Here is a 25,073-nt window from a genome sequence, read left to right on the forward strand (position 1 = left end):
ACGTACTATTACCGGCCACCTTTCGACGATTCCACGTCGTCCAGACAGCACGGGGGAGGAGATTACATGCGTCATTTCGGACAGATAGCCCCTGATGTGCGGAAGCGTCTCTTTCATCAGGAACCCTGCTCCTTCACGGCGGACTCGCCGGCCAGGCTGCTGTCCGCGGCCCTGGGAGCCACGCTCTACAGCCCCGCCACCCGGCCGAGCCTCGCCGACGACATCCTGAAGCAGGGCGCGCGCGGCCTGGTGTCGATGGTGCTCTGCCTGGAGGACTCGATCGACGACGCCGACGTACCCGTCGGCGAGGCGAACCTCGTCCGTCAGCTCACGGACCTGGAGAAACGTTCCGACGACGCCCCGCTGCTGTTCATCCGGGTCCGCACCCCCGAGCAGATCCCCGACCTCGTACAGCGCCTCGGCCCCGCCGTCCGGCTGCTGTCCGGGTTCGTGCTGCCGAAGTTCACCGAGGAACGCGGCATCCCCTTCCTGGAGGCGCTCACCGCCGCCGAGGCCACCAGCGGCCGCAGGCTCTTCGCCATGCCCGTGCTCGAGTCCCCCGACCTGCTGTACCGGGAGTCCCGGGTGCAGACGCTGGAGGGCATCTTCCGCGCGGTCGACAAGTACCGGGACCGGGTGCTCGCCCTGCGGCTCGGCGTGACCGACTTCTGCTCCTCCTACGGGCTGCGCAGGGGCCCCGACATGACGGCCTACGACGTCCAGATCGTCGCCTCCGTGATCGCCGACGTGGTCAACATGCTCGCCCGCGCCGACGGCACCGGGTTCACGGTGACCGGACCCGTCTGGGAGTACTTCCGCGTCCAGGAGAGGATGTTCAAACCGCAACTGCGGCAGAGCCCCTTCCTCGAGGGACAGGCCGTCGAACTGCGCCAGAAGCTCATCGAGCACTCCATGGACGGTCTGCTGCGCGAGATCTCCCTGGACCGGGCCAACGGCCTGCTGGGCAAGACCTGCATCCACCCCTCGCACGTGCTCCCCGTGCACGCGCTGTCCGTGGTCAGCCACGAGGAGTTCAGCGACGCCCAGGACATCCTGCGGCCCGAACGATGCGGCGGAGGTGTGATGAGGTCGGCCTACACGAACAAGATGAACGAGGTGAAGCCCCACCGCGCCTGGGCCGAGCGAACCCTGCTGCGCGCCGAGATCTTCGGGGTGGCGAACGAGGACATCGGCTTCGTGGAACTGCTCGCCGCCGGCCTGGCCGACTGAACACCGGACGACCGGACGCAAGCGATCCATCACCGACGCCGGGGCCCGGGCCGCGGCGGACAACGGGAGGCACGAGTACATGACCGAGAGGGCGCACGCCGAGGGGCACGCCGAAGAACACGCCGGGACATGGTCCGGCCGCTGGGTCGCCGAGCGGCTCGGCGTCGCACTCACCGGCGACGAGGCGCTGACCGGCCTGCTGGGGCTCGCCCTGCGCCGCAACCCCAAGCGGGCGCACCTCCTCGTCTCCAACGTGCTCGGCAAACACGTCCCGCAGTCGCCCTCCGTCGTCCACGGCCACGGCGTCGCCCTCGGCCGGCGCGTCCGCGACCTGCTCGGTGCCGAAGCGGCCGCACGCGCGGTCGTCCTCGGCTACGCGGAGACGGCCACCGGACTCGGCCACTCCGTCGCCGACGGCCTGGACTCCGCCCCCTACCTGCACTCCACCCGCCGTCCGGTCGCCACGGTCGCCCGGGCGGGCGGCTTCGAGGAGTCCCACTCGCACGCCACCTCCCACCTCCTGCTGCCGGAGGACCCCGCGCTGCTGGCCGGGGACGGACCGCTGGTCCTCGTCGACGACGAGTTCTCCACCGGCAACACGGTGCTCAACACCGTCCGCGCCCTGCACGAGCGCTATCCCCGCAAGCGGTACGTCGTGGTGGCCCTGGTCGACATGCGCTCGCCCGCGGACGCCGGCCGGCTGGACGACTTCGCCCGCGAGATCGGTGCCCGCGTGGACCTGGTGACCACCGCCTCCGGCACCGTCCAACTGCCCCCCGGCGTGCTGGAGAAGGGCCAGGAACTGGTCGCCCGCCACGAGACGGCGGCCGCGGAGGCGACCACGGAACCCACCACGGCCCCGGCCACCGGTCCGGCCGGCCGGGTCCCGGTCGCCGCGCCGTCCGGAACCGTGCGGCGCGTCGAGCTGCATTGGCCCCACGACGTGCCCGACGGCGGACGGCACGGCTTCACCCCGGCCCACCGGGCCCGACTGGAGGCCGCCCTGCCCGCGATGGCCGCACGGATCGCCGAGGCGCTGCCCGCCGGCGCCCGCCGTGTCCTCGTCCTCGGCTTCGAGGAACTCATGTACGCCCCGCTCCGCCTGGCCCAGGCGCTGGAGCAGACCGTCCGCGGTGACGTCGCCGTGCGCTACTCCACCACCACCCGCTCTCCCGTCCTCGCCGTCGACGACCCCGGCTACGCCATACGCACCCGCCTGGTCTTCCCCGCGCACGACGACCCCGCCGACGGCCCCGGCGAGCGCTACGCCTACAACGTCGCGGGTGCGGGCTTCGACGCCGTCGTCGCCGTCGTCGACTCCGCCGCCGACACCCCCGCGCTGCACGCCCCGGACGGACTGACGGCCCGGCTCGCCGCCCACGTCCCGCACGTCCTGCTCGCGGTCGTCCCCTCGTACGTCCCACGCTCCCCGCACGCCCCCGAAAGGCCCTCCATGCTGCCCGAGCCCCTGCGCGGCCCCGACTTCTCCTCGTACGCGCCCGACGAGGTCGGCTGGCTGCTCCAGGACCTCTCGGACGTGACGCTGGAGGCGCCGACCGAGGAACGCGAGGAGGCGATCCAGAGCGGCGGCGCGCACTACGCCGAGTCGCTGCCCGTGGAGTACCAGCCCAGCGATCAGTACCAGCAGCTGTTCCACGCGGCGCTCAAGACCTCCGCCGCGCGGCTGGCGCGCGCCGTCGGCGCCGTCACCGAGATCGTCCTCGCCGAACGGTCGCCCCGCCCCGTCCTGGTCTCCCTCGCCCGCGCGGGCACACCCGTCGGTGTTCTGATGCGCCGCTGGGCGCAGTTCCGCCATGGTCTCGACCTCCCTCACTACGCCGTGTCGATCGTCCGGGGCCGCGGCATCGACGCCAACGCGCTGCGCTGGCTGGCCGAGCACCACGACCCCGCCGACGTCGTCTTCGTCGACGGCTGGACCGGCAAGGGCGCCATCACCCGCGAACTCGCGGCCGCCCTCCGCGCCTTCGAGGACTCCGACGGCATCACCGGCTTCGACCCGGAGATCGCCGTCCTGGCCGACCCCGGCTCCTGCGTACGCACCTACGGCACCCGTGACGACTTCCTCATCCCCTCCGCCTGCCTCAACTCCACCGTCTCCGGACTGATATCCCGCACCGTGCTCCGCGCCGACCTGGTCGGCCCGCACGACTTCCACGGCGCGAAGTTCTACCGCGAACTCGCGGGCGCCGATCTGTCACCGGCCTTCCTCGACGCCGTCTCCGCCTGCTTCCCCGAGGTCACGGAAGCGGTCGACGCCCAGGCGAAGGACCTCCTCTCCGCCGACCGCGCCCCCACCTGGGAAGGCTGGGCCGCCGTCGAGCGCATCAGCGAGGAGTACGGCATCCACGACGTGAACCTCGTCAAGCCCGGCGTCGGCGAGACCACGCGGGTGATGCTGCGCCGCGTCCCGTGGAAGGTCCTGGCCCGGGCCGGGGCCGGCGCCGACCTGGACCACGTCCGCCTGCTGGCCGAACAGCGGGGCGTACCGGTGGAGGAGGTCGCCGACCTCCCGTACACCTGCGTCGGTCTGATCCACCCCCAGTACACGCGGGGCGCCACCGGCGCCGACGGCAAGGCGGTGACGCTCTGATGACGGTGCTCGTCGCCAGCGACCTCGACCGCACGCTCATCTACTCCGCCGCCGCGCTCGGACTGACCATGCCCGATCTGAGGGCACCCCGCCTGCTGTGCGTGGAGGTCTACGAGAGCAGACCCCTCTCCTACCTGACCGAGACGGCCGCCCAGCTGCTGACGGACCTCGGTGACTCGGCGGTCTTCGTGCCGACCACCACCCGGACCCGCAAGCAGTACCAGCGGATCAACCTCCCCGGACCGCCGCCGAAGTACGCGATCTGCGCCAACGGCGGCCACCTGCTGGTGGACGGCGTCTCCGACCCCGGCTGGCACGCCCGGGTGACCGCACGGCTGGCCGACGAATGCGCCTCCCTGGCCGAGGTCCGCGACCACCTGATGAACAGCGCCGACCCGCTGTGGGTGCGCAAGCACCGGGTCGCCGAGGACCTCTTCGCCTACCTGGTCGTCGAACGCGAGCTGCTGCCCGAGGACTGGGTGAAGGAACTCGCCGTGTGGGCCGAGAACCGCGGTTGGACCGTCTCCCTTCAGGGCCGCAAGATCTACGCCGTCCCCAAGCCGCTCACCAAGAGCGCCGCAGTGCGCGAGGTCGCACGCCGCACCGGGGCCGAACTCACCCTCGCCGCCGGCGACTCGCTCCTCGACGCCGACCTGCTCCTCGCCGCCGACCGCGGCTGGCGCCCGGGCCACGGCGAACTGGCCGACTCCGGATGGACGGCCCCGACGATCAGCGCCTTGCCCGAGCGCGGCGTCCTGGCCGGGGAGCGGATCCTCCGCGAGTTCCTGCGTGCGGCGGGGCCGACTCGCTGAATTCGCCGTCCGGGTCCCCGGCACCGCCTCCGGGACGGCTGCCGGGGCCGGGGTGGCCGTCGTCGTCGGCCGGCGGCCGTATGTCCTGTTGCCCCTCCTGCCCGCGGCCCCGCCGCCGGTGGCCGGCGCCCGGCCGCAGCAGACGCAGGCCGATGAAGACCACCAGCGCCAGGGCGGCCGCCGCGAGGATCACCTTCGAGTACGTGGAGGCGATGCCCGAAACCTCCGACCAGTTGTCCCCCAGTGCGTACCCCGCGAGTACGAACACGGTGTTCCAGATGGCACTGCCGAGCGTCGTCAGGGCGAGGAAGACGGGCAGCCGCATCCGCTCCACGCCCGCCGGCACCGAGATCAGGCTGCGGAAGATGGGGATCATCCGGCCGAAGAACACCGCCTTGGTCCCATGCCGGAGGAACCACGCCTCCGTCTTCTCTATGTCGGACACCTTCACCAGCGGCAGCTTCCCCGCTATCGCCACCGTGCGGTCCCGGCCGAGCAGGGCGCCGATCCCGTAGAGGGCGAGCGCGCCGATCACCGAACCCGCCGTCGTCCACAGCAGGACGGCGATCAGGTTCATCCGGCCGGAGCTCGCGGCGAACCCGGCGAGCGGCAGGATCACCTCGCTCGGCAGGGGAGGAAAAAGATTCTCCAGAGCGATGGCGAGACCGGCGCCGGGTGCGCCGAGGGCGTCCATGAGGTCGTTGATCCACTGCGGTGCCGCACCGCTGTCCGCGGCCGGCTGCGCTGCGATGGCTGTCATGACGACCACGCTAGGAAATCGCGGCTGAAGGGACCCTGAGGAAGACCGCATGATCGCCTGCGGTACACCGCAGGCGGGAATTGCGGTTTTCCGCAGTGTGCGCGGCCACCGCGCCCGACTAGCCTCGCGATCATGCGAAATATGGCGCGACGTGCAATGCGGTGCGGGGTGGGCCTCATCATCGGGACCGCCGCGGCCGCCGTCGAGCTGCTCTTCGCCCTGGTGGCCGGCGTGGCCCTGCTCCCGGTGGCGGCCTGGTCGGCAGGGCGCCGTGCCGTACTGCGCCCGGTCCTCGCGGGCGCGCGGATCCTGGCGGAGCTGGAGCGGGTCCGGCTGCGGATGTGGCTCGGCCTCCGCGTCACGCCCGCGTACGAGGACGTGCGGGCACTGCGGTACGTCGCCTGCCGCTGGACCCTGGGTGTCCTGGGCGGGGTCGTGATGCTGACGGCCGCCGTCGGCCTGGCATACGGCACCTTCGGGCTGTACGGCTGGTTCCTGGTGGACGGCATACGCAACCCCGGTTCGATGGTCCTGGGCAGTCTGGGCGGCTTCTTCCTCGTGTTCCTCGCCGTACAGGGAATATTCGGCGTGGCCGGACTGGAGGGGCAGCTGGCGCGGCACTTCCTCGGCCCCCGCCACCAGGAGGAGCTGGAGCGACGGATCGCCGAGCTGTCCGCCAGCCGCGCCGCGGTCGTCGACGCCGTGAACGACGAACGGCGCCGCATCGAGCGTGACCTGCACGACGGTGTGCAGCAGCGCCTCGTGGCCCTCGGCATGCTGCTCGGCCGGGCCCGCCGCAGTCAGGACGCCGCCCGCCGGGACCGGCTGCTGGGCCAGGCCCACGACGAGAGTCGCCGTGCCCTGGACGAGCTGCGCGAGGTGGCCTGGCGGATCTACCCGACCACGCTGGACGAGGCGGGGCTGCGCGCGGCGCTGGAGACGGTGGCCGAGCGGGCGTCCGTACCGGTGGGGGTGGAGTACGACCTCGCCGAGGAGCCCGGGCAGGCCGTCGCGACCGTCGCGTACTTCGTGGTCTGCGAGGCGGTCACGAACGCGGTCAAGCACGCGGCGCCGACCCGTATAAGCGTCGCGGTCACAGCAGAGGAGAGACGGATGTACGTGAGCGTGCGGGACGACGGCTGCGGCGGGGCGAACGCCGCGGGCAGCGGACTGTTCGGGCTCGCCCGGCGCGTCGCCGCCCTCGACGGCAGCCTCAGCGTGGTCAGCCCGCCCGGCGGGCCGACCCTCGTCGCCGCGGAGCTGCCATGCGGCTGATCCTCGCCGAGGACTCGACCCTGCTGAGGGAGGGGCTGGTGCGGCTGCTGGCGGAGGAGGGCCACCAGGTCCTCGCGGCCGTCGGCAACGGCGAGCTGCTGCTGAAGGCGGTCGCCGAGGACCCGCCGGACGTGGTCGTCGCCGACGTCCGGATGCCGCCCACGCACACGGACGAGGGCCTGCGCGCCGCCCTGGAGATACGCGAGCGGTGGCCGGAGGTCGGAGTGCTGGTCCTGTCGCAGTACGTGGAGAAGCGGTACGCGACCGAGCTGCTCACGGCGGAGACGGGAGGGGTCGGATACCTGCTCAAGGACCGGGTGGTCCAGGTCGACGAGTTCCTGGACGCACTGGAGCGGGTCGCCGCCGGACGTGCCGCGTTCGACCCGGAGGTGGTCCGCCAGCTGCTCGGCCGCACGGCACACACCGACCTGCTCGCCCGGCTCACCGTGCGGGAGAGGGACGTGCTGGGCGAGATGGCGCAGGGCCACACCAACGCCGCGATCGCCCGTCGGCTGCACATCTCGCAGAGCGCGGTGGAAAAGCACACCAACGCGATCTTCGACAAGCTGGAGCTGACCGGAGGGGAGGGCTATTCACGCAGGGTGCTGGCCGTGCTGCGCTATCTGGGGAGCTGACGGGAGCGGGCCGGCCTCAGCCGCAGCAGCCGCCGCCGCAGCAACCCCCGCCACCACCGCCGCCCGACGACGGTGCCGGTGCGGAGGACGAGCCGCCGACCGCGACCGTCGACAGCAGCTTCACCGTGTCGTCGTGGCCCGCGGGGCAGGCGGCCGGAGCGGCGGACTCGGCCATGGGACGGCTCAGTTCGAAGGTGTCGCCGCAGCTGCGGCAGCGGTACTCGTAGCGAGGCATGCGCACAGATTAACCGGCATCACCCACCGGCGGACCCGGTCGGCCGACCCCGGAGATCAGTGACCGGCGCCGCGCTCCTCGCGGATCTGCGCGACCACGTGGGCCACCGTCTCCCGGACCGCGTCCGTCTCCGTCAGGAAGTGCCAGTAGTCGGGGTGCCGGCCCTCCAGCGTGGCGACCGCCCGTTCCAGCCGGGCCACGGCCTCGTCCAGGGGGCGCGCGTGACGGGGCTCGGGGGTGTTGCGGCCGGCCATGGCCAGGCGCTGGGCGTCGCGGATCGCGAAGCGGGTGCGCTCGATCTCCTGCCGCGGGTCCTTCTGCACGGCGTTGAGCTGCCGCAGCCGGTCGCCGGCCGCGGAGACTGCCTCGTCGGTCGAGTTCAGCAGCGCTCGTACCGTCGACAGCAGGGCGGTGGCGTCGGGCCAGCGCTGTTCGTCGCGGGCGGTCTGCGCCTCGGCCAGTTTCCGCTCGGCCTGCCGGACCGACTCGGTCGCGTGGTCCGGCACGTGCTGGAGGTCCTGCCAGCAGGCGGCGGTGAAGCGGCGCCGCAGCTCGCTCAGCACCGGCTCGACCTGTTCGGTGCGGGTGGTCAGTGCCTGGGCGCGGGTGCGCAGGGAGACCAGGCGGTGGCCGATCTCGGCGGCGCGCTCGGGCAGCCGTTCCGCCTCGGCGCGGACCGCCTCGGCCTCGCGGGTGACCCGTTCGGCCCGTTCGAGCGTCTGGGGCACCCCGTGCTGTCCCGCGCCCTGGTTCAGCCGGGTCAGCTCCGGGCCGAGGGTGGCGAGACGGGTGGCGAGGTCGTCCGCCTTCAGGCCGGAGCCGCGTGCGGCGTCCAGGGCGTTGGACGCGGCGAGCAGGGCCTGCCGGGCGCGCTCGACGGCGGGTGCCAGCCGGGCCAGCTGGGTCTCGGCCTTGCCGAGGAGGGGGCCGAGGCCTTCGGCGAAGCGGTCCAGTTCCTGCTTGACCCGGCCCAGCTCGGTCTTGGCGGCGGTCAGTTCGGTGCGGGCGCGGGAGGCGGCCGACGCCTCCAGGTCGTCCCGGTCCAGGTCGTGGGCGTCGACGGCGCCGATGTACTGGTGGCTGACCTCGTCGATGCGCCGGCCGAGGGCCTCGAAGTCGGAGACCGCGCGCCGGGCGGCGGGGGAGGAGTCGACGGCCGCGATCGTCTCTATGGAGATCCGCAGGTCACGCTGGGCGGTGTCCAGCTCGTAGAAGGCGGCGGCCGCGTCGTCCTTGGCGGTCTGGGCCTCGGCCCGCTGGCTCTCGGCCCGCCCGCCGAACCACCGCCGGGTACCGCCCCCGGCGAACGCCGCGGGCAGCACCGACACGGCGAGCAGGGGCAGGCCCATCAGGGTGAGGGTGTCACGGACCGCGCGCGTCCGGCTCCGACGGGAGCGGTCGGGCAGGCGTCGTGCGCGCGCCACCATCGGCGAGTACGGCTGCGATGGCGTCGCCGTCACATCACTCTCCCGTGTCGTCCGTCCTGCCCGGGTACATTCTCCCACCCGTAAGGGACGAACACACGGGGTGGTCAGTTCGCGGTTCGGACGGTGATTTTGCCGTCACCGGACCGGGCGTCGACGACGTGCGCGCTGGTGTCGTCGGTGGGCACGGACACGTCGACCGAGCCGTCACCGGTGTCGGTGGACACCTTGTATGCGGCCCGGGGCAGCGAGATCGTCACGGAGCCGTCGCCGGTGCGGGACTCCACCTGGTCCGGGACGGCGCCGAGTTCCAGCCGGACCGAGCCGTCGCCGGTGTGCGCCCGCACCTGGCGGGAGGAGACCGAGGCGCGGACGGAACCGTCGTCGGTGCGCAGTTCCAGCGGCCCGGAGGAGTCGGTGACGTGCACGGAGCCGTCGCCGGTACGGATGTTCAGCGGGTCCTCGAACCCGCTCGCCCGCACGCTGCCGTCCCCGTCCTTCACGTTGACGGCGATGCCGCGCGGCACCTCTACGCGGTGCTTGGCCGCGCAGTCGGCGACCACACCGGAGCAGTGCATCCGCAGCACCAGCCGGTCGCCGTCCATCTTCCAGGTCACCTCGGGGTCCGAGCCCACCGCGACCGAGCCGGAGAACCACCGCGTCACCTCGATCTTCCCGGCGGCGTGGTCGTCCGAGGCGACGATCTCCAGCTCGGAGTCGTCGGTGTCGACGGTGAGCGTGCGGCCCTGGAGGTCGAACGACCGGTGCTCGGGGTCCTTGTCGTCCGAGGCGGAGGCGCAGGCGCTCAGGCCCGCGACGAGAACGGCGACGGCACCGACGGCGGCGAACGCGCGGACGGGAACGGTACGGGCGGGCATGGCGGTCTCCCCCTGGAACGGACGACGAGGTGCCGCGTCCGGGGGCCTTCCGCGGTGTGCGGAGACCAGCTCGGCGAGGCTCTTCGACCGTACGGAGCACGCGCCCCCGGCGGGATCCGGACCGCCACCGGATCCAGGGTGGGGTTAACCCCCGGGGGCCGCCATGCCCCGCCGAGCCCCTGCCATGCCGCCACCATGCCCCCGCCATGCCGCCGTCGCGCCGCCGTTCCGTCTGCCGGGTCACTGCGGGAACGCGTTTGCCGGGCGGCGCCCCGGGCCATGTAGGCTGTCGACTCGTCCTGGGTGCGTAGCTCAGGGGTAGAGCGCCTGCCTTACAAGCAGGATGTCGGCGGTTCGAAACCGTCCGCGCCCACCAGGACCGGCACCGTCGTCGGTGCGCAAGGCCCCCGGAGACTCTCCGGGGGCCTTACGCGTGCGGTCGTTCCCGGTCTCCCTAGGATGAGGTCCGTGAGGGGTACCGAGCAGCACGTCCCGCCACCGCCCGTGCGGTGGCGGCTGGCCGTGTGCGTGCTCGGACTGCTCGCCGGACTCTTCGGCATGCACGGGCTGGCGCCGGCCGGAGGCCTTCCGGAGCACTCCGCCGGGCACCCGCACGCGTCGGCGGCGCAGACTGAGCCGTCGGCATCGTCGCCATCGTCGGCGTCGTCCGCACCGGTGGCCGCGGGCGTCGCGCACGGCGGCGCGGCCCACAGCGGCGAGGCACACGCCGGGTGCCCGCAGGGCGACGGTTCCTGCGGCGGCGGTCATCTCCGGCACGCCGACGCGATGTGCGCGTCCGGCGCGGTGGGTGACGGACCGGTGCTGCCGGCGCCCGTTCCCGACCCCGTCCCCGTCGTCGGGTGCGAGGGGACCGTACGCGTGCACGCCGTCGACGCCCCGGACGGGGCGCGGGCACCGCCCTCCCTCGCCGAACTCCAGCTCCTGCGGATCTAGACACCGCCCCGCATCCGCGCTGCCCGAGCGCCGCGCGGTGCACCGGCATGTCCATCCCTTCACAGCAGGAGTCCACGCATGAACAGCATCCGTACCCTCACGCGCCGTACCGCCCTGGTGGCGGCGACGGCCACCGCCGCCTTCCTCCTCGCCGCCTGCGGAGGCGGCAACGGCGACGACAGTGGCGGCGGCGCTCACCAGGGCCCGCACGGCTCCGCGTCCGCGAGCGCCGACGCCGGCGCCGGAAGCAGCTCCGGGAACGAGACCGGCGAGAAGGCGCACAACTCGCAGGACGTCGCGTTCGCGCAGGGCATGATCCCGCACCACCGGCAGGCGCTCGAGATGGCGCGGCTGGCCGCGGACCGGTCGGCGTCGGCCGAGGTCGAGGACCTCGCCGCCCGCATCGAGAAGGCGCAGGACCCAGAGATCACGACCATGACCGGCTGGCTGACGGCCTGGGGCGAGGAAGTCCCGGAGCCCGCGGCCTCGAACGCCTCGGCGGGGGCGACGGAGCCGATGCCCGGCATGGACCACTCGGGGCACGCGGGCATGCCCGGGATGATGGACGGCCAGGACATGGCGGAGCTGGAGAAGGTTTCGGGCCGGGCGTTCGACACGATGTTCCTGACCATGATGGTCGAGCACCACGAGGGGGCCGTCGAGATGGCCGGGACCGAGAAGGCCGAGGGCCGCTACGCGCCGGCCAAGGCGCTGGCCGACGACATCGTCACCGCGCAGAACGCCGAGATCACGGAGATGAACAAGCTCCTCGGCACGAAGTGATCCGGTAGAGAGATCCCGTAGAGACCAGGCCCTCGGCCGTGCTCACGAGTCCCGCCCCCGGGGGACGCCCACGTCGCTCAGGCGTCCCCGGGCGGTGACTCCGGGAGCGGGGTCTCTGCGGTGTGCTTCAGCGCGGACCGGGCGCTCACCTGGTCGGGGCCGGTCGTCTCCGACCAGTAGCGGTGGGTGCTGACGAAGACGGCCAGCTCGCGCTCGCGCCGGCGGAGCTTCTCGACCTCGGCCTGCTCGTCCTCCGACCAGCCGGGCGAGGCCGGGCGTTCGACCTTCCGCCAGCCGTTGTCGTCGCTGAATCCGTCGAGCGGTTCGACAGACCAGGGAAGTCTCTTCAGCAGGGCCGACAGCTCGGCCCGGACCTGATGCAGTTCCTCCTGACCGGCGAGGAGGTCACTGGGGAAATCATAGGTCGTAGCCACATGCCAATGATACGCCTGTTCGATTTTGAGGCGCGCGTTCCCTTCAGTGGTTCACGCGAAAGGGTGGCCCCCCGGTCCAGCGCCTCCCCAGCCCCTCCCGCGGTCCGGCCCCACTGTCAGACCCCTGCCCTACCGTGAAAGACATGGACGGCGTGGACGAGCGGATCGCGGCGGGCGGGGAGCAGGTGTGCCTGGTCCCCTGGGCGGAGGGGGACCTCTGGCTGCTGCGCAGGACCAACAGCCCGGAGATGACCGCGCATCTCGGCGGTCCGGAGAGCGAGGAGCGGCTCCTGGCCCGGCACCGGCGGTACCTGGAGCCGGGGGACGGGCAGATGTACCGGGTCACGCTGGCGGACGGCGGCGAGACCGTCGGCAGCGTCGGGTACTGGCAGCGGGCCTGGCGTGACACCGAGGTCTGGGAGACGGGGTGGGGCGTGCTGCCGGAGTTCCAGGGGCGGGGGCTGGCCGTGCGGGCGGCCCGCGCCGTGAGCGGGGCGGCGCGCGCGGCCGCGTCCCACCGGTATCTGCACGCGTTCCCGAGTGTCGAGCACGCCGCCTCCAACGCGGTCTGCCGAGGGGCCGGGTTCACGCTCCTCGGGCAGGTCGACTTCGAGTATCCGAAGGGCCACTGGATCCGGTCGAACGACTGGCGGGTGGACCTGGAGAGGGGAGACTGACGTCATGTGCCGCAGCATCAAGACCCTGCGTCCGCCCGTGCTGGCCGAGGAGGCCACCGAGGACGAGATCAGGGCCGCCGCCCTTCAGTACGTACGGAAGGTCTCCGGTTTCCGCGTGCCCGCCGCGCACAACCGGGAGGTCTTCGACGACGCCGTCGAGGCCGTCGCCCAGGCCACCGCCGAGCTGCTCGCGAGCCTGGAGATACGGGGAGGCGCCGGAGCGCGACGCGCCTCCTGACGCCGCTCGGCGATGCCACGCCGCCTTCACGGGGCGAACGGCGCCGCGGGACTCCCGTCCTGACGCGGCCGAACGGCGCCGCGCGACTTCCGTCCTCACGCGGCCGAACCGCGCGGCGGGACCGCCGTCCTCAGGAGGACGGCGGCGTTACGAGGCCTCCGTCGCCCTGGGCTGCCTGCGCATCAGGTACGCCGCGCCCGCCCCCGCGCCGAACAGCGCCACGAGCGACACCCCCGTCGCCAGCCAGGTCGCGCCCAGCCACTGGCCGCCGAAGTAGCCGAGGGCGACGCTGTACGCGGCCCAGGCCAGCCCGGCCAGCGCCGACCAGGGGAGGAACTCGCGGACGCGGCGATGTGCCGCCCCGGCGACGAGTGAGACGACCGAGCGACCGGCCGGGGCGAACCGGGCCAGGACGACGAGGGCGCCGCCGCCGCGGGCCAGGGCGCCGCCGAGACGTTCCTGCGCGGAGGTCAGCCGCCGGGAACGGGCGATCGCGCGGTCCAGCCGTGCCCCGCCGCGCCAGGCGAGGCGGTACACGGCAAAGTCGCCGACGACGGAGGCGGTCGCCGCGCAGAGCGTGAGGACGACGATGTCGGGCACGTCCTGCGGAACCCGCCCGGCGGCCGCCGCTCCCGAACCCGCCGCCGCCGCGGTCGCCGCCGTGATCACGAGGACACCGCTGGGCAGCACCGGCAGGAAGATGTCGAGGAGCACCGAGACGGCCACCAGCGCATAGATCCATGGGCTGCTGACCAGCGACCCAATGCTTCCCAGACCTTCGACCACCACAACTCCCCGTTACTCCCCCGTGGGCCGGGCCATGCCGCGAGACGCGGGGACGGCAGGAGCGGCCGATGACAGCCATACAGCGTACGCCCGGGGTGTGACAGAGGGTTCACAGGGGGCTTGTGTGATCGACGCCCGGCGTTCACACGCGGTCGGGTCAGGCCGCGACCGGCGTCTGCGGCTCCGGGGCGGACTGTTCCTGCTCGGACGTGCGCCGGGCGAGGAGCCGGTCCAGGCCGAAGGCACCGGAACCGGTGAAGGCGAGCAGCAGGAAGGCCCAGCAGAACATGACGGAGGCCTCGCCGCCGTTCTCCATCGGCCACAGGGCACCCGGCTGGTGCACCTTGAAGTACGCGTAGGCCATGGAGCCGGAAGAGACGACCGCAGCGGCTCGGGTGCCGAGGCCCAGCAGGACGAGGCCGCCGCCGACCAGCTGGATCACGGCCGCGTACCAGCCCGGCCAGGTGCCCGCGTCGATCGTGCCGCCCCCCGCCGCGCCACCGAGGACGCCGAAGAGCGAGGCGGCGCCGTGGCAGGCGAAGAGGAGGCCGACGACCATGCGGAACAGGCCGAGTACGTACGGCTGGGCGGTGGCGCTGTTGAGGCGTCCGGGCATGGGTGAGTGCTCCTTCGGTCGGCCGGCCGGGGCGGGCCGGTGGGGGACGGAACCGAGTGGGCGGCCCACGTTAGGTGAGCCTAATGAATGCTTGCAAGTTCAACATTTAGCCATAGCCTGACGTGCAGTCACCCGCCCGCTGCTGTCGCCGGGCCAGGTGGGAGCGCTCCCACACTCGCGGCACAGTCCTCCGACGTGACTCAATTCATACCCCGCACCGCCCCGGCCTCATGCGGACCGCCCCGGCCCCATGCGGACCGAGGCGCCTCACCCCGTGCGGACCGCGGCGTCTCGCCCGCGGGGGCCGCTGCGGGGCCCGGGTGCGTCTACGCCAACTCCCGGTCCGTCACCTTCCGCAGGACGGTCGTCCCGTCGCGATTCGCCCGGGCCTGTTCCAGGCGCAGTCGCGCCGACCGACCCCGCAGGGTCAGCGTCATGATCTGGTTGCCGAACCAGGGCCCGCCCGTCCTGCGCCAGCCCACCGCCGGGGGCGTGCAGCGTCCGTGCCGGGCGATGCGTCGCCCGAGGGCGCGCGCCGGGGCGCTCCAGCCGAAGCGGAAGCCGAGGCGGATCGAGAGCGGCACGGAGTTGTGGACGGGGGAGCAGGTCAGCTGCGCCACCCGCGCGTCGGGTGTCCGCCCCGGCCACGACGGCTCGGCCACGTAGGCGTGGTGGACGTCGCCCGACAGCACGCTCACGGTCGCGGGCGCCCCCGGCCCGGTACCGGCCTCGGCGATCAGGTCGCCGAGGGCGTCGAAGGACGAGGGGAACGCGGACCAGTGCTCCAGGTCGGCCCCGCGCCGGATCCGTTCCCCGAGCCGCGCCCAGCGCGGGCCCCGTTCACCGCCGCACATCGCGGCGTTCCACGCCTCCACGTCGTGCACCAGGTGGGGCAGCAGCCAGGGCAGGGAGGTGCCGATCAGCAGGTGGTCGTAGGCACCGCGACCGTCGCCGCCCTCGCTGCCGCCGCTCTTGCCGTCGTCGCCCTCCCTGTCTCCGCTCTCGCCTCCCTCATCGCCCGGACGCCCCTCCTCGCCCCGGCGCCCGCTCTCGCCCCGCCCGTCCAGCACCTGTTCGCGCAGCCACGCGGCCTCGCCGGGGTCGAGCATCGTGCGGCGGTCCTCCTCCAGGACGCGGGCCGCGCGGGAGTCGACCATCAGCACGCGTATACGCCCGAAGTCGCGCCGGTAGCTCCAGCGGACGGAGGCGGGATCGGCGTCGGCCCGGGCGGCGAAGTCCCGCAGGGTGTCGGTGCCGTCGGGCGCCTCGCGGACGGCCGTGTAGAGCGGGTCGGCGGCCAGTTCGTCCGGGGACAGGTTGCCCAGCTGCTGGTACACCCAGTACGACATCAGCCCGCTCAGCACCCGCTCCTGCCACCAGTCGGTGGCCCGCATGTCGGCGAGCCAGGCGGCGGAGGTGTTCCAGTCGTCGATGACGTCGTGGTCGTCGAAGATCATGCAGCTGGGGACGGTGGACAGCAGCCAGCGCACCTCGGGGTCGAGCCAGGACTCGTAGTAGAGGCGGGTGTACTCCTCGTAGTCCGCGACCTGGTCGCCGGGGCCCGCGTCCAGGTCACGCCGGCCGGCGATCCACTGGCGGGTGGCGTCGGAGATCTCGTCGGCGTACACCTGGTCGCCGAGCAGCAGCAGCACGTCGGGCCGGGCGCCGCCGGGATCGGCCGCGACGCGGGCGGAGAGGGTGTCCAGCGCGTCCGGCCCCACGCGGTCCTTGCCGCCGGCGGGCGGCGCCGCCCAGCGGCAGGAGCCGAAGGCGACGCGCATGCCGTCGTCGTCCGTGGGCGTGGCGATCACCGAGGGCGGGAAGCGGGAGTCGGGCGGCGGCCACACGCCGGTCCCGTCGAGGAGCACCTCGTACTCCGTCGCCGTGCCGGGCGTCAGGCCGTCGACCTGGACCAGGGCGTAGTGGTGGCCCGCGATCAGGAAGCTGCGGGCCGTGCCCCGGGCGCCGTCGGCGCAGCGCACCTCGGCCGTGCAGGGGCCGTTCGTCTCGACCCAGACGGTCGCGCGGGAACCGTCGGTGTACCTCAGCAGTGGTCCCAGGCGCAGTTCCGTCACGATGATCCTCTCCTCCGTCGCCCCGTACGGTACGGAACGACGGAGGCCGGCGGGGAGGTTCCGCGCCGAACGGCCGCCGGAACGGGCGGCCGAACGGACGGCGGAAGGGGCTGTGGGGCGGTCGGTGGACGGGCGTCAGCAGTTCGCGAGGTAGCCCTGTAGGGCGGACTTCTCCGCCGAGTCGACCGAGAGGTCGTAGTAGTACTTCACCTGCACCCAGGCACGCACGTACGTGCAGCGGTAGGCGCTGCGCGAGGGCATCCAGGTGGCCGGGTCCTGGTCGCCCTTGGACTGGTTGACGTTGTCGGTGACCGCGAGGAGCTGGGGCCGGGTCAGGTCGTTGGCGAAGGACTGCCGGCGCGAGGTGGTCCAGGAGTCGGCGCCGGAGTCCCAGGCCTCGGCGAGCGGCACCAGGTGGTCGATGTCGACGTCGGAGGAGGCGGACCAGGTGGCGCCGTCGTAGGGGGAGTACCAGCTGCCGCTGGTGGCGGCGCAGGCGGAGTCGGTGACGACGTTCGTGCCGTCGCGCTTGAGGATCGTCTCGCGGGTGTTGCAGGTGCCGGACTGGGTGATCCAGTGCGGGAAGAGGTCGCGGTCGTAGCCGGTGCGGTCCTCGGTGGCCACCGTGAGGGAGGCGAGGTAGGTGCGGGCGGTGGCCGCGCTGACGGGGGTGGGGAGGGCGGCGGAGGCGGCCGGGCCGTTGAGGAGCCCGGCGGAGGCTATGAGCCCGGTGAACGCGGCGAGGAAACCGAGACGTCGACGCGCGTAGAACTTCGGCATGCGAACTCCCTGTGAGTGTGGGGGCGTTGGGACGCGGGCAGGGGAATGCTCGCGACGCCGCATGGCGCACGGGTGTGCGGTCGGTAAGAAGTTAGTGACGTGTGCATGGCACGTCTAGAAGCGCGGCGAGACTCGTGACGGGAGCCGGGCCGGGACTTTCGGCCCTCGGCCCCGCCCGGGGGCTCGCGTACTATGGACGGCGCAGAAGGGGAGTAGCTCTTCGCCGGACCGTCGACATACTGCTCAGCTCGTCTGAGCCGGCGCCCGGAGGCAGGCCTCGCAAGCGGGGCAGGCCAGCGAGACCTTCGGCAAGCAGTGCACGCCCGTGTCGTACGGCAGGGGTGGACCGTGTGCTGCCGTGCCGAGGTGTCGCACGTCGCGGAGATCGTGAAAGCCGCGCGAATCAGCACTTTCGGCGGGGTGGCCCCGACCGATTGAGGAATCTTGATCAGCCTGACCGTGACGGCCGTCGTCTTCGGTGTCGTCTTCCTCGCCGAACTGCCGGACAAGACCGCCCTCGCCGGCCTCGTCCTCGGCACCCGCTACCGCGCCTCGTACGTCTTCGCGGGGGTGGCAGCCGCCTTCCTGCTGCACGTGGTGCTCGCGGTCGCGGCCGGCAGCGTGCTGACGCTGCTGCCCCAGCAGATCGTGCACGCGGTGACCGGGGTGCTGTTCCTGGGCGGCGCCGCCGTGCTCCTGGTGAAGAAGGACGACGAGGACGAGGAGATCCGCAAGCCGGAGGACCAGTCCTTCTGGAAGGTCGCCGGGGCCGGGTTCATGCTCATCCTGGTCGCCGAGTTCGGTGACCTGACGCAGATCATGACGGCCAACCTCGCGGCCCGCTACGACGACCCGCTCTCCGTCGGTCTCGGCGCGGTGCTCGCGCTGTGGGCGGTGGCCGGGCTCGGCATCGTCGGCGGGAAGGCCCTGATGAAGCGGGTGCCGCTGGGGCTGATCACGAAGATCGCGGCGGTGCTCATGCTGGGCCTCGGTGTGTGGAGCCTGTGGGAGGCGATCGCCGGCTGAGCGTCGGTCGCCGGGGCCTGGGCCCTGGCCTGGGCCCTGGCCTGGGCCTGTGCCGGACCGGACCGGGGCTGGGCGCCGGGTTCTGGCGGGGCCGGTGGCGTGCGCAGGTGGGCGCCAGTGAGGTGCGCCGGTGGCGCGAACCCCGGTCTGTTTTGTACCGTGGGTGAACAAAGTGGCTCCCGCCCGTTCTCCCTGACCGGCGGGCGGGGCCGCCTTGTTTCCGCCTCGCGCCTTGGAGTCTGCCGATGACGGCCACCGCCAGCACCGTTCTGCCCGCCCGTGCCCTGCTGCTCGACATGGACGGCACCCTCGTCAACTCGGACGCCGCCGTCGAGCGCGTCTGGCGGCGCTGGGCCGACCGGCACGGGCTGGACGGCGACGAGGTCATGAAGGTCGTCCACGGACGGCAGGGCTACGCCTCGATGGCGCTGCTGCTGCCGGACCGGCCCATGGAGCAGAACCACGCCGACAACGCGCGCATGCTCGCGGAGGAGACCGCCGACACCGAGGGCGTCGTCGCGATCCCCGGCGCTTCGGACTTCCTCGCCTCGCTGCGCGGCCTGCCGCACGCCCTGGTGACCTCGGCCGACGTGGCCCTGTCCACCGCGCGGATGGCCGCAGCCGGGCTCGACCAGCCGGACGTCCGGGTCACCGCCGAGTCGGTCGGCGCGAGCAAGCCCGACCCGGAGGGCTTCCTCAAGGGCGCCGCCGAGCTGGGCATCGCCCCCGCCGACTGCATCGCCTTCGAGGACTCCGGCGCGGGCATCGCGGCCGCGCGCGCCGCCGGGATGCGGGTCGTGGGGGTCGGACCGCGCGCCGGGTTCCACGGGCCGGACGTGGTCGTCGAGGACCTGACGCGGGTCCGGGTCGAGGCCGGCCCGGACGGCACCCTGCGCCTGCACATCGGCTGACGCCGGCCGCCGAGCGGCCCGCCGCCCCTACGGCTCCCGGGTCTCCGACTCCAGCCTGCGGCGGGTGTCCGGGCCGTAGACGCCGACCCCGTCGGAGTAGATGCCGCGGTACCACTGGTAGTGCCGGACCGCGTCCTCGACCTGGCGGTTGTAGTTGCCGTTGAAGTCGCCCCGGTAGAACTCCAACTCGGCCAGGCGCTGCTGAAGCTCCACGACCTCCGGGCCCTGGTCGCCGCGGCGCAGCGGAGAGCCCGAGCCGGGGTCCTGGCCGTCTTCCTCGGACTCCTGCGGGGCGTCGTCGGCCGGCGCGCTCGTGCTCTGCGTCGGCTCGGCCGACCGGGACGGAGTGGGCGAGGCGCTCGACGCCGACGGGGACGGCGACGCCGAAGCGCTCGGTTCGGCCGACGCCGACGCGGACGCGGACTCGGACGGGGAGGAGGACGCGGAGGGCGTCGGCGAGGCGGCGGTCGTGCTCGGCCCGGCGCTCGGCGGGGCCTCGCTGGTCGACGGGTCCGGCACGCTCGCCCGGACCTCGTCCGGCAGCGCCCCGTCCCGCGACGGGGTGTCGTACGAGAACAGCCCGCTCGCGAATCCCGCCGCGCCGACCACGACCACGACGGCCCCGGCCGCACTCAGCAGGACGCCCTTGCGGCGCCTGCGCGGCGGTCGTCCCCCGCTGCCCGTACGCTCCGCCCCCGGCCCCACCTGCGGGAGGGGCGCGGTGCCGGACGCGTCGAACAGGCGCAGGTCGTGCGCGCTGGGCGAGCCGGTCGAGGGGGCGAGGGGCGTCGGCAGCGCGGAGGTCGCCTCCGAGGCCGCTGCCGCGTCCCCGTCGGGCGAGCCGGCACCGGCACCGGCTGCCGTACCCGCTCCCGCTCGCGCACCCGTGTTCGCTCCCGTACCCGCTCCGGCCCCGGCGTCGACGGCGCGCAGCGTCATGGTGGCGTCCGGGTCGGACCCGGACCCGGGCGCGGCGCTGCGCTCACCCGGCGTGTCGGACGTGTCGGACGTGTCGGACGTGCCGGATGCCGCGGGTGCGTCCGAAGGCTTGCCGGTCCCGTCCAGCTCGACGTACGGCCGTATGCGCAGCGGGTCGAAGTCCTCCGCCGCTGCCGCCTGGGCCGTGCGGGCGTCGCGCAGGGCGTCGGACGCCCTGGTTCCGCAGGCGCAGGACGGCGTGTTGTCCGCCGCCCTGGGTGTGCCGCACTCCGGGCAGGCGGCCCCCGTCGGCCGGTCCTGCGACGGTTCCTTCTGCTGATCCACGCGTTCGTCCCTCCCCTCGCGACTCCCCTCGCGAACTCCAGAGATTATGCAGATCTTCTCCACACTTCGGCGCACACGCCCCCGGAATACCGGCTTCCTGGAGGACTGAAACGGCCATACCTGGTCACACCGACCAGGATGGACCGTGACACCTGTGGAGGTCGGGATGGCCGGAGACGTGCGCGAGGCGGCGGAGTCGGAGCCGGACCCGGCGCGGTCCGCGGCACCGGGGGAGCGGGAACAGGTCTCCAGCGGCGTACTCGTCTCCATCGGAGCCCTGCTCCTCGGCATGCTGCTCGCCGCACTCGACCAGACCATCGTGTCGACGGCGCTGCCCACCATCGTCAGCGACCTGGGCGGCCTGGAGCACCTGTCCTGGGTGGTCACCGCCTATCTGCTGGCGGCCACCGCCGCGACTCCGCTGTGGGGCAAGCTCGGCGACCAGTACGGACGCAAGAGGCTGTTCCAACTGGCGATCGGGATCTTCCTGGTCGGGTCCGCGCTGTGCGGCATCGCGCAGGGCATGGGCCAGCTGATCGCCTTCCGCGCCCTCCAGGGCCTCGGCGGCGGCGGTCTGATGGTGCTGTCGATGGCGATCGTCGGCGACCTGGTGCCACCCCGTGAACGAGGCCGCTACCAAGGGCTGTTCGGCGCGGTCTTCGGCGCGACCAGTGTGCTCGGGCCGCTGCTCGGCGGGGTCTTCACCGAGCACCTCAGCTGGCGCTGGGTCTTCTACATCAATCTGCCCATCGGCGTCGTCGCGCTCGTCGTGATCGCGGCGGTCCTGCACATCCCGCGCCGGGCCGCCCGGCACGTCATCGACTACCTCGGCACCCTCCTCATCGCCTCCGTAGCCACCTGCCTGGTCCTGGTGGCCTCGCTCGGCGGCACGACCTGGGCCTGGGGCTCCCCGCAGATCATCGGCCTCGCGGTGCTCGCGGTCGTCCTGGCCGTTCTCTTCGTGGCCGTGGAACGCAGGGCGGCCGAGCCCGTCCTGCCGCTGAGGCTCTTCCGCGTCCGCACCTTCACGCTCTCCGCGGTCATCAGCTTCGTCATCGGCTTCGCGATGTTCGGCGCGATGACGTACCTGCCGACGTTCTTGCAGGTCGTGCGGGGTGTCACGCCCACCATGTCGGGTGTGCACATGCTGCCGATGGTGTTCGGCCTGCTGCTGTCGTCGACCGTCTCCGGGCAGATCGTCAGCCGTACCGGCCGCTGGAAGGTGTTCCCCGTCGCGGGCACCGCCGTGACCACCCTGGGACTGCTCCTGCTGCACCAGCTCGACGAGAACAGCTCCACCGCCGAGATGAGCGCCTACTTCTTCGTCTTCGGCCTGGGCCTCGGTCTGGTGATGCAGGTCCTCGTCCTCATCGTGCAGAACGCCGTCGCCTACGAGGACCTGGGCGTCGCCACCTCCGGCGCGACCTTCTTCCGGTCCATCGGCGCGTCGTTCGGCGTGGCCATCTTCGGCACGATCTTCGCGAGCCGCCTCGGCGACCAGCTCACCGACGCCTTCCGGGGCGCCGCCCTGCCGCCCGGCGTCTCCGTGGACACGCTCAAGGCCGACCCGCGCGGCATCGGCGCCCTGCCGCCCGCGCTGCGCCCCGAGGCGATCCACGCCTACGCCTCCTCCATCACCGACGTCTTCCTGTACGCCGCGCCCGTCGCCCTCGTCGCCTTCCTCCTGGCCTGGTTCCTGAAGGAGGACCGGCTGCGCGGCTCGGTCACGGCGCCGGACGCCACCCAGACCCTCGCCAGCAACCCGGTGGAACGCTCCTCGCACGACGAGGTGTGCCGCGCCCTGTCGGTCCTCGGCACCCGGGAGGGCCGGCGGGAGATCTACCGCCGGATCACCGCGCGGGCGGGCTACGACCTGCTGCCCGCGTCGAGCTGGATGCTGCTGCGGGTCAGGAAGCACGGCCGGGTCGAGCCGGCCGTGCTGGCGGAGCGCAGCCCGGTCCCGCTGGCCACCGTGATGGCGGCGGCCCGGCAGGTGGAGGAGCGGCATCTCGCCGTCCGCGAGGGCCCCGATCTGGTCCTCACCACGCGCGGCCGCGAGGTCGCCGAACGGCTGGCGCTGGCCCGTGAGGAATCCCTCGCCGAACTGCTCGGCGACTGGTGGGGCCCGGACCGCCCGACCGATCTGGTGCGGCTCGTGCGGGAGCTGACCGGCGAACTGTGCGGCTCGGAGCGGGAGCGCCCGCACGAGACGCGTACGCCCGCACGGGCGCGCTGAGGCCCGCTCAGGGCCCCCTTCCGCGAAGCCTGTCAGGGCTCCTGGACCAGCGGCTTGCGGAACCAGTGCTCGGCGTACGGGCTGTCGTTGTACGCCTCGGTCTCGGTGTAGCCGAGGCGCGCGTACAGGGCGCGGGCCTCGACCAGGTCGCCCCGCGTGTCGAGGACCATGCGCCGGGCCCCGAGTGCCCGTGCCGCGTCCTCGGCAGCCCGCACGAGCAGCGCGGCGCCGCCCCGGCCGCGCATCGGGCCGTACAGGAACACCCGGGTCAGCTCGGCGGTGGTGCCGTCCAGCAGCCGTACGCCCGAGGTGCCCGCCGGTGCACCGCCGTAGCGCGCGACCAGCAGCCGGCCCCGGGGCGGCACGAGGTCGGCTCCGGGGTACGCGGCGATCTCCCGCTCCAGCTCGGCCGGGTCCGTGGAGCGCCCCTCGTGCAGCTGGTACCAGCGGTCGCTGACCTCCGTGTAGTACGCGCGCCAGAGGGCTGCGGCGACGGGGGAGTCGTACGGTTCCGGGGCGACGGTCCAGGTCATGACGGGCATGGTCGGCAGGGACCGGCGCGCCGGGCAAGCGTATTTTCCCACCGATGCGCCCTCGGTGCACGCCGAGCGCCGTTTGAGCGCCGACTCCGGGGCAACCCGAACGGCGAACCGGCCCGCTCGGAGAGCCGGCAGGCCGAAAACCCGGAAGGCACTCATGTCCACAGGCGTGATCATCGCTCTGATCGTGATCGTGGCGGTCGTGCTCGTCGTCGCGGCCGTCCTTGCCCTGCGCGCACGGGGCCCCCAGCACGGCGGGAGCCTGAAGCGGCGCTTCGGGCCCGAGTACGACCTGGCCGTGGCCCGGCACGACGGCGACACCAAGGCCGCGGAACGGGAACTGGCCGAACGGGTGCAACGGCACGGGTCGTTGCACACCCGGCCCCTGGAGCCCGCCGAGCGCGAGCGTTTCGAGGCGCGTTGGGCCGCGGCCCAGGAGCGCTTCGTCGACTCCCCGCGCGAGGCGGTCGGCGAGGCGGACCGACTGCTCGCGGAACTCGCCGGCGCGCGGGGGTTCCCGGACGGCGGACAGTACGAGGAGCAGCTCACGGCGCTGTCCGTGCACCACGCCCACCATGTCGAGGGGTACCGCCGGGTGCACCGCGTGACGCACACGCGCGCGGACGACGCACAGGGCGGCGGCGCGGGCACGGAGGAGATGCGCGCGGCCATGGTCGAGGCCCGCGCGCTGTTCGAGGCGCTGGTGCGCCCGGCCCGCCACGACGCGGGGCGGCAGCGGACCGGCACGGAGGCCGGTGAACCGGAGCCCGCCGCCCATGCGCCCCGCACCCCCCACACGTGGTCGCTCGGCAAGCGCCGGCCGAAGGAGAGCTGAGGCATGTCCGACACGACAGGCGAACGCGGTCCCGTCACCGGACCCGACAGCATGCGCGAGCCCGGCACCACTGCCGGTGCGAGCACCCCCGCCCGAGCCGGGAAAACGGCCGAGCCCAGGACAACGGCCGAGCCCAGGACGACGGCCGAGCCCGGGACAACGGCTGCCCCCGGAACAACGGCTGACCCCGGAACAACAATCGCCCCCGGGGCCGCCGCCGAATCCGCGGTCGCAGCCGAAGCACCCTCGGCAGCTACGACCACCGGGGCCGCCTCGGCCGCCGGGGCCTCCGGGACCGCCACGACCTCCGGGGTCACCGGCCCGCTCCTGACGCCAGGTGACTCCGACCGGCTCGGCCGGCTGCTGCACCACGCTGTGGCCGGGTTCGTCGACGCGCCGCGTGCTTCCGTCGAGGAGGCCGACCGCGTCCTGGAGGAGATCACCGCCCGCCTCACCGACGCCGTGTCCCACCGCCGCCGCACCCTGCGCGCCTCCTGGCAGGAGGCCGGGCCGGACGGCGGCGCGCCGAGCACGGACACCGAACAACTCCGCCTGGCCCTGCGGGACTACCGCGAGCTGGCGGACCGCCTGATGCGCCTGTGAGCCACGGGCGTCACCGCTCCGCCCGGCCCTCCCGCCACCGCCGTACGACCTCTTCGACGTCGTAGGGCTTCAGACCCAGCGGGGGGCCGGGCGGCGGCTTGAACATGACGTCGCGGATCTTGACGTTGATCTCCTCGACGATACGGCGGACCACCCGTTCCGACGGGGCCTTCGCCGCCGCCTCCAGGGCGTCCTCCGCCTCCTTGCGCAGGGCCAGCGTGGGCGGCAGTACGGAGAAGCCCTCGCGGGCCATCTTCCGCTTGACCCACCACAGTTCGTCGTAGGTGCTGTCCATCTCGCTGGGCAGCGGCTTGCCCGCGCCGGGCAGCTCGGCGAACTCGCCGCGGGCGTCCGCGTCTCGAATCTGTTTGTCGACCCAGGACTCGAAGTCGACGCCGGGTGGCTTTCGCTCGGTCATGACCCCATTGTGCCGGACGCCGGACAGCCTTCCCCGGGG

The 25,073-nt window shown here is 73.2% G+C and carries 26 protein-coding genes and 1 tRNA gene; 15 read left to right on the forward strand and 12 right to left on the reverse strand.

The features are described from left to right. Positions 1 to 66 precede the first annotated feature (66 nt). The 3 genes from B9W62_RS26955 to B9W62_RS26965 all read left to right on the forward strand — a co-directional run bounded on the left by B9W62_RS26955 (position 67) and on the right by B9W62_RS26965 (position 4,653). Positions 67 to 1,230, forward strand: a complete 1,164-nt coding sequence (locus tag B9W62_RS26955; RefSeq protein ID WP_087809580.1) for an HpcH/HpaI aldolase/citrate lyase family protein — start codon at positions 67 to 69, stop codon at positions 1,228 to 1,230. A gap of 79 nt (positions 1,231 to 1,309) precedes the next feature. Then, entirely contained in the window at positions 1,310 to 3,841 is a 2,532-nt protein-coding gene (locus tag B9W62_RS26960; protein WP_087809581.1) for a phosphoribosyltransferase, read from the forward strand. Then, positions 3,841 to 4,653 (forward strand): HAD family hydrolase, encoded by an 813-nt coding sequence (locus B9W62_RS26965; protein WP_087809582.1) that lies wholly within the window; start codon positions 3,841 to 3,843, stop codon positions 4,651 to 4,653. The genes B9W62_RS26960 and B9W62_RS26965 overlap by 1 nt, the downstream gene beginning before the upstream one ends. Here B9W62_RS26965 and B9W62_RS26970 read toward each other — a convergent pair. Further along, positions 4,571 to 5,413, reverse strand: a complete 843-nt coding sequence (locus B9W62_RS26970; RefSeq protein WP_179235690.1) for a DedA family protein — start codon at positions 5,411 to 5,413, stop codon at positions 4,571 to 4,573. The two genes, B9W62_RS26965 and B9W62_RS26970, sit on opposite strands and share 83 nt — an antisense overlap. A gap of 132 nt (positions 5,414 to 5,545) precedes the next feature. Here B9W62_RS26970 and B9W62_RS26975 point away from each other — a divergent pair, with 132 nt between their 5' ends. Together B9W62_RS26975 and B9W62_RS26980 are read left to right on the forward strand one after the other, a co-directional pair. Then, complete coding sequence (locus B9W62_RS26975) at positions 5,546 to 6,688, forward strand: sensor histidine kinase (RefSeq protein WP_256976599.1); 1,143 nt, start codon at positions 5,546 to 5,548, stop codon at positions 6,686 to 6,688. Then, on the forward strand, positions 6,679 to 7,323 hold the full coding sequence (locus tag B9W62_RS26980) for a response regulator transcription factor (RefSeq protein WP_179235691.1): 645 nt from the start codon (positions 6,679 to 6,681) through the stop codon (positions 7,321 to 7,323). The genes B9W62_RS26975 and B9W62_RS26980 overlap by 10 nt, the downstream gene beginning before the upstream one ends. A 16-nt stretch (positions 7,324 to 7,339) precedes the next feature. Here the strand turns inward: B9W62_RS26980 and B9W62_RS26985 are convergent, their stop codons facing one another. The 3 genes from B9W62_RS26985 to B9W62_RS26995 all read right to left on the reverse strand — a co-directional run bounded on the left by B9W62_RS26985 (position 7,340) and on the right by B9W62_RS26995 (position 9,860). Beyond that, the gene (locus tag B9W62_RS26985) at positions 7,340 to 7,558 is read right to left on the reverse strand and encodes an FmdB family zinc ribbon protein (RefSeq protein WP_087809585.1); all 219 of its coding nucleotides are present in this window, start codon (positions 7,556 to 7,558) and stop codon (positions 7,340 to 7,342) included. A 56-nt stretch (positions 7,559 to 7,614) separates the two neighbouring features. Beyond that, complete coding sequence (locus B9W62_RS26990; RefSeq protein WP_087809586.1) at positions 7,615 to 9,018, reverse strand: coiled-coil domain-containing protein; 1,404 nt, start codon at positions 9,016 to 9,018, stop codon at positions 7,615 to 7,617. 71 nt (positions 9,019 to 9,089) lie between these two features. Next, positions 9,090 to 9,860 carry a DUF4097 family beta strand repeat-containing protein gene (locus B9W62_RS26995; protein WP_087809587.1) on the reverse strand — a complete coding sequence of 257 codons (771 nt, stop codon included), beginning with the start codon at positions 9,858 to 9,860 and terminating at the stop codon, positions 9,090 to 9,092. A gap of 301 nt (positions 9,861 to 10,161) precedes the next feature. Here B9W62_RS26995 and B9W62_RS27000 point away from each other — a divergent pair. The 3 genes from B9W62_RS27000 to B9W62_RS27010 all read left to right on the forward strand — a co-directional run bounded on the left by B9W62_RS27000 (position 10,162) and on the right by B9W62_RS27010 (position 11,597). Further along, positions 10,162 to 10,236 (forward strand) — tRNA-Val (locus B9W62_RS27000). A gap of 83 nt (positions 10,237 to 10,319) precedes the next feature. After that, the gene (locus tag B9W62_RS27005; RefSeq protein ID WP_179235692.1) at positions 10,320 to 10,814 is read left to right on the forward strand and encodes a DUF6153 family protein; all 495 of its coding nucleotides are present in this window, start codon (positions 10,320 to 10,322) and stop codon (positions 10,812 to 10,814) included. Between the two features lie 78 nt (positions 10,815 to 10,892). Continuing rightward, a complete protein-coding gene (locus B9W62_RS27010) occupies positions 10,893 to 11,597 on the forward strand; it encodes a DUF305 domain-containing protein (protein WP_087809588.1) in 705 nt (234 codons plus the stop codon). A 77-nt stretch (positions 11,598 to 11,674) separates the two neighbouring features. Here the strand turns inward: B9W62_RS27010 and B9W62_RS27015 are convergent, their stop codons facing one another. After that, a complete protein-coding gene (locus tag B9W62_RS27015; RefSeq protein WP_087809589.1) occupies positions 11,675 to 12,031 on the reverse strand; it encodes a hypothetical protein in 357 nt (118 codons plus the stop codon). Positions 12,032 to 12,174: 143 nt separating this feature from the next. Between B9W62_RS27015 and B9W62_RS27020 the strand changes: the two genes are divergently transcribed. Then, entirely contained in the window at positions 12,175 to 12,708 is a 534-nt protein-coding gene (locus B9W62_RS27020) for a GNAT family N-acetyltransferase (RefSeq protein WP_087809590.1), read from the forward strand. Between the two features lie 4 nt (positions 12,709 to 12,712). After that, positions 12,713 to 12,946 (forward strand): DUF2277 domain-containing protein, encoded by a 234-nt coding sequence (locus B9W62_RS27025; protein ID WP_087809591.1) that lies wholly within the window; start codon positions 12,713 to 12,715, stop codon positions 12,944 to 12,946. Positions 12,947 to 13,093: 147 nt separating this feature from the next. Here the strand turns inward: B9W62_RS27025 and B9W62_RS27030 are convergent, their stop codons facing one another. The 4 genes from B9W62_RS27030 to B9W62_RS27045 form a co-directional block, all read right to left on the reverse strand. Continuing rightward, a complete protein-coding gene (locus B9W62_RS27030; RefSeq protein WP_087812125.1) occupies positions 13,094 to 13,732 on the reverse strand; it encodes a DedA family protein in 639 nt (212 codons plus the stop codon). 157 nt (positions 13,733 to 13,889) lie between these two features. Further along, positions 13,890 to 14,348, reverse strand: a complete 459-nt coding sequence (locus tag B9W62_RS27035; protein ID WP_087809592.1) for a DoxX family protein — start codon at positions 14,346 to 14,348, stop codon at positions 13,890 to 13,892. A gap of 326 nt (positions 14,349 to 14,674) precedes the next feature. Continuing rightward, positions 14,675 to 16,423, reverse strand: coding sequence for an alkaline phosphatase D family protein (locus B9W62_RS27040; RefSeq protein ID WP_087809593.1), 1,749 nt, complete (start codon positions 16,421 to 16,423; stop codon positions 14,675 to 14,677). A 135-nt stretch (positions 16,424 to 16,558) separates the two neighbouring features. Next, positions 16,559 to 17,203, reverse strand: a complete 645-nt coding sequence (locus B9W62_RS27045) for an HNH endonuclease family protein (RefSeq protein WP_087809594.1) — start codon at positions 17,201 to 17,203, stop codon at positions 16,559 to 16,561. A gap of 444 nt (positions 17,204 to 17,647) precedes the next feature. On the opposite strand from B9W62_RS27045, the gene B9W62_RS27050 reads away from it, so the two are divergent. Together B9W62_RS27050 and B9W62_RS27055 are read left to right on the forward strand one after the other, a co-directional pair. Continuing rightward, positions 17,648 to 18,229 carry a TMEM165/GDT1 family protein gene (locus B9W62_RS27050; RefSeq protein WP_087809595.1) on the forward strand — a complete coding sequence of 194 codons (582 nt, stop codon included), beginning with the start codon at positions 17,648 to 17,650 and terminating at the stop codon, positions 18,227 to 18,229. A 245-nt stretch (positions 18,230 to 18,474) separates the two neighbouring features. Further along, on the forward strand, positions 18,475 to 19,140 hold the full coding sequence (locus B9W62_RS27055) for an HAD-IA family hydrolase (protein ID WP_087809596.1): 666 nt from the start codon (positions 18,475 to 18,477) through the stop codon (positions 19,138 to 19,140). Positions 19,141 to 19,167: 27 nt separating this feature from the next. On the opposite strand, the gene B9W62_RS27060 is transcribed toward B9W62_RS27055, so the two are convergent. Continuing rightward, positions 19,168 to 20,403, reverse strand: coding sequence for a peptidoglycan-binding domain-containing protein (locus tag B9W62_RS27060; RefSeq protein WP_087809597.1), 1,236 nt, complete (start codon positions 20,401 to 20,403; stop codon positions 19,168 to 19,170). A 166-nt stretch (positions 20,404 to 20,569) separates the two neighbouring features. On the opposite strand from B9W62_RS27060, the gene B9W62_RS27065 reads away from it, so the two are divergent. Beyond that, a complete protein-coding gene (locus B9W62_RS27065; protein WP_087812126.1) occupies positions 20,570 to 22,639 on the forward strand; it encodes an MDR family MFS transporter in 2,070 nt (689 codons plus the stop codon). A gap of 32 nt (positions 22,640 to 22,671) precedes the next feature. On the opposite strand, the gene B9W62_RS27070 is transcribed toward B9W62_RS27065, so the two are convergent. Next, positions 22,672 to 23,172: a GNAT family N-acetyltransferase gene (locus tag B9W62_RS27070; RefSeq protein ID WP_087812127.1), complete on the reverse strand. Its 501-nt coding sequence runs from the start codon at positions 23,170 to 23,172 to the stop codon at positions 22,672 to 22,674. A 163-nt stretch (positions 23,173 to 23,335) separates the two neighbouring features. Between B9W62_RS27070 and B9W62_RS27075 the strand changes: the two genes are divergently transcribed. Continuing rightward, complete coding sequence (locus B9W62_RS27075; protein WP_087809598.1) at positions 23,336 to 24,013, forward strand: hypothetical protein; 678 nt, start codon at positions 23,336 to 23,338, stop codon at positions 24,011 to 24,013. 375 nt (positions 24,014 to 24,388) lie between these two features. After that, a complete protein-coding gene (locus B9W62_RS27080) occupies positions 24,389 to 24,616 on the forward strand; it encodes a hypothetical protein (protein WP_373433705.1) in 228 nt (75 codons plus the stop codon). Positions 24,617 to 24,626: 10 nt separating this feature from the next. Here B9W62_RS27080 and B9W62_RS27085 read toward each other — a convergent pair whose 3' ends face one another. Beyond that, positions 24,627 to 25,034 carry a DnaJ family domain-containing protein gene (locus B9W62_RS27085; protein ID WP_087809599.1) on the reverse strand — a complete coding sequence of 136 codons (408 nt, stop codon included), beginning with the start codon at positions 25,032 to 25,034 and terminating at the stop codon, positions 24,627 to 24,629. Positions 25,035 to 25,073 lie beyond the last annotated feature (39 nt).

Origin of the sequence: Streptomyces sp. CS113, assembly GCF_002188365.1 — a bacterium.
Lineage (GTDB): Bacteria > Actinomycetota > Actinomycetes > Streptomycetales > Streptomycetaceae > Streptomyces > Streptomyces tendae.

What these genes read in the sequence shown, in the direction of transcription:
- B9W62_RS26955 (WP_087809580.1), top strand. Translation starts at nt 67, where the DNA reads ATGCGTCATTTCGGACAGATAGCCCCTGATGTGCGGAAGCGTCTCTTT.
- B9W62_RS26960 (WP_087809581.1), top strand. Translation starts at nt 1,310, where the DNA reads ATGACCGAGAGGGCGCACGCCGAGGGGCACGCCGAAGAACACGCCGGG.
- B9W62_RS26965 (WP_087809582.1), top strand. Translation starts at nt 3,841, where the DNA reads ATGACGGTGCTCGTCGCCAGCGACCTCGACCGCACGCTCATCTACTCC.
- B9W62_RS26970 (WP_179235690.1), bottom strand. Translation starts at nt 5,413, where the DNA reads ATGACAGCCATCGCAGCGCAGCCGGCCGCGGACAGCGGTGCGGCACCG.
- B9W62_RS26975 (WP_256976599.1), top strand. Translation starts at nt 5,546, where the DNA reads ATGCGAAATATGGCGCGACGTGCAATGCGGTGCGGGGTGGGCCTCATC.
- B9W62_RS26980 (WP_179235691.1), top strand. Translation starts at nt 6,679, where the DNA reads ATGCGGCTGATCCTCGCCGAGGACTCGACCCTGCTGAGGGAGGGGCTG.
- B9W62_RS26985 (WP_087809585.1), bottom strand. Translation starts at nt 7,558, where the DNA reads ATGCCTCGCTACGAGTACCGCTGCCGCAGCTGCGGCGACACCTTCGAA.
- B9W62_RS26995 (WP_087809587.1), bottom strand. Translation starts at nt 9,860, where the DNA reads ATGCCCGCCCGTACCGTTCCCGTCCGCGCGTTCGCCGCCGTCGGTGCC.
- B9W62_RS27005 (WP_179235692.1), top strand. Translation starts at nt 10,320, where the DNA reads ATGAGGTCCGTGAGGGGTACCGAGCAGCACGTCCCGCCACCGCCCGTG.
- B9W62_RS27010 (WP_087809588.1), top strand. Translation starts at nt 10,893, where the DNA reads ATGAACAGCATCCGTACCCTCACGCGCCGTACCGCCCTGGTGGCGGCG.
- B9W62_RS27020 (WP_087809590.1), top strand. Translation starts at nt 12,175, where the DNA reads ATGGACGGCGTGGACGAGCGGATCGCGGCGGGCGGGGAGCAGGTGTGC.
- B9W62_RS27025 (WP_087809591.1), top strand. Translation starts at nt 12,713, where the DNA reads ATGTGCCGCAGCATCAAGACCCTGCGTCCGCCCGTGCTGGCCGAGGAG.
- B9W62_RS27035 (WP_087809592.1), bottom strand. Translation starts at nt 14,348, where the DNA reads ATGCCCGGACGCCTCAACAGCGCCACCGCCCAGCCGTACGTACTCGGC.
- B9W62_RS27045 (WP_087809594.1), bottom strand. Translation starts at nt 17,203, where the DNA reads ATGCCGAAGTTCTACGCGCGTCGACGTCTCGGTTTCCTCGCCGCGTTC.
- B9W62_RS27055 (WP_087809596.1), top strand. Translation starts at nt 18,475, where the DNA reads ATGACGGCCACCGCCAGCACCGTTCTGCCCGCCCGTGCCCTGCTGCTC.
- B9W62_RS27065 (WP_087812126.1), top strand. Translation starts at nt 20,570, where the DNA reads ATGGCCGGAGACGTGCGCGAGGCGGCGGAGTCGGAGCCGGACCCGGCG.
- B9W62_RS27070 (WP_087812127.1), bottom strand. Translation starts at nt 23,172, where the DNA reads ATGACCTGGACCGTCGCCCCGGAACCGTACGACTCCCCCGTCGCCGCA.
- B9W62_RS27075 (WP_087809598.1), top strand. Translation starts at nt 23,336, where the DNA reads ATGTCCACAGGCGTGATCATCGCTCTGATCGTGATCGTGGCGGTCGTG.
- B9W62_RS27085 (WP_087809599.1), bottom strand. Translation starts at nt 25,034, where the DNA reads ATGACCGAGCGAAAGCCACCCGGCGTCGACTTCGAGTCCTGGGTCGAC.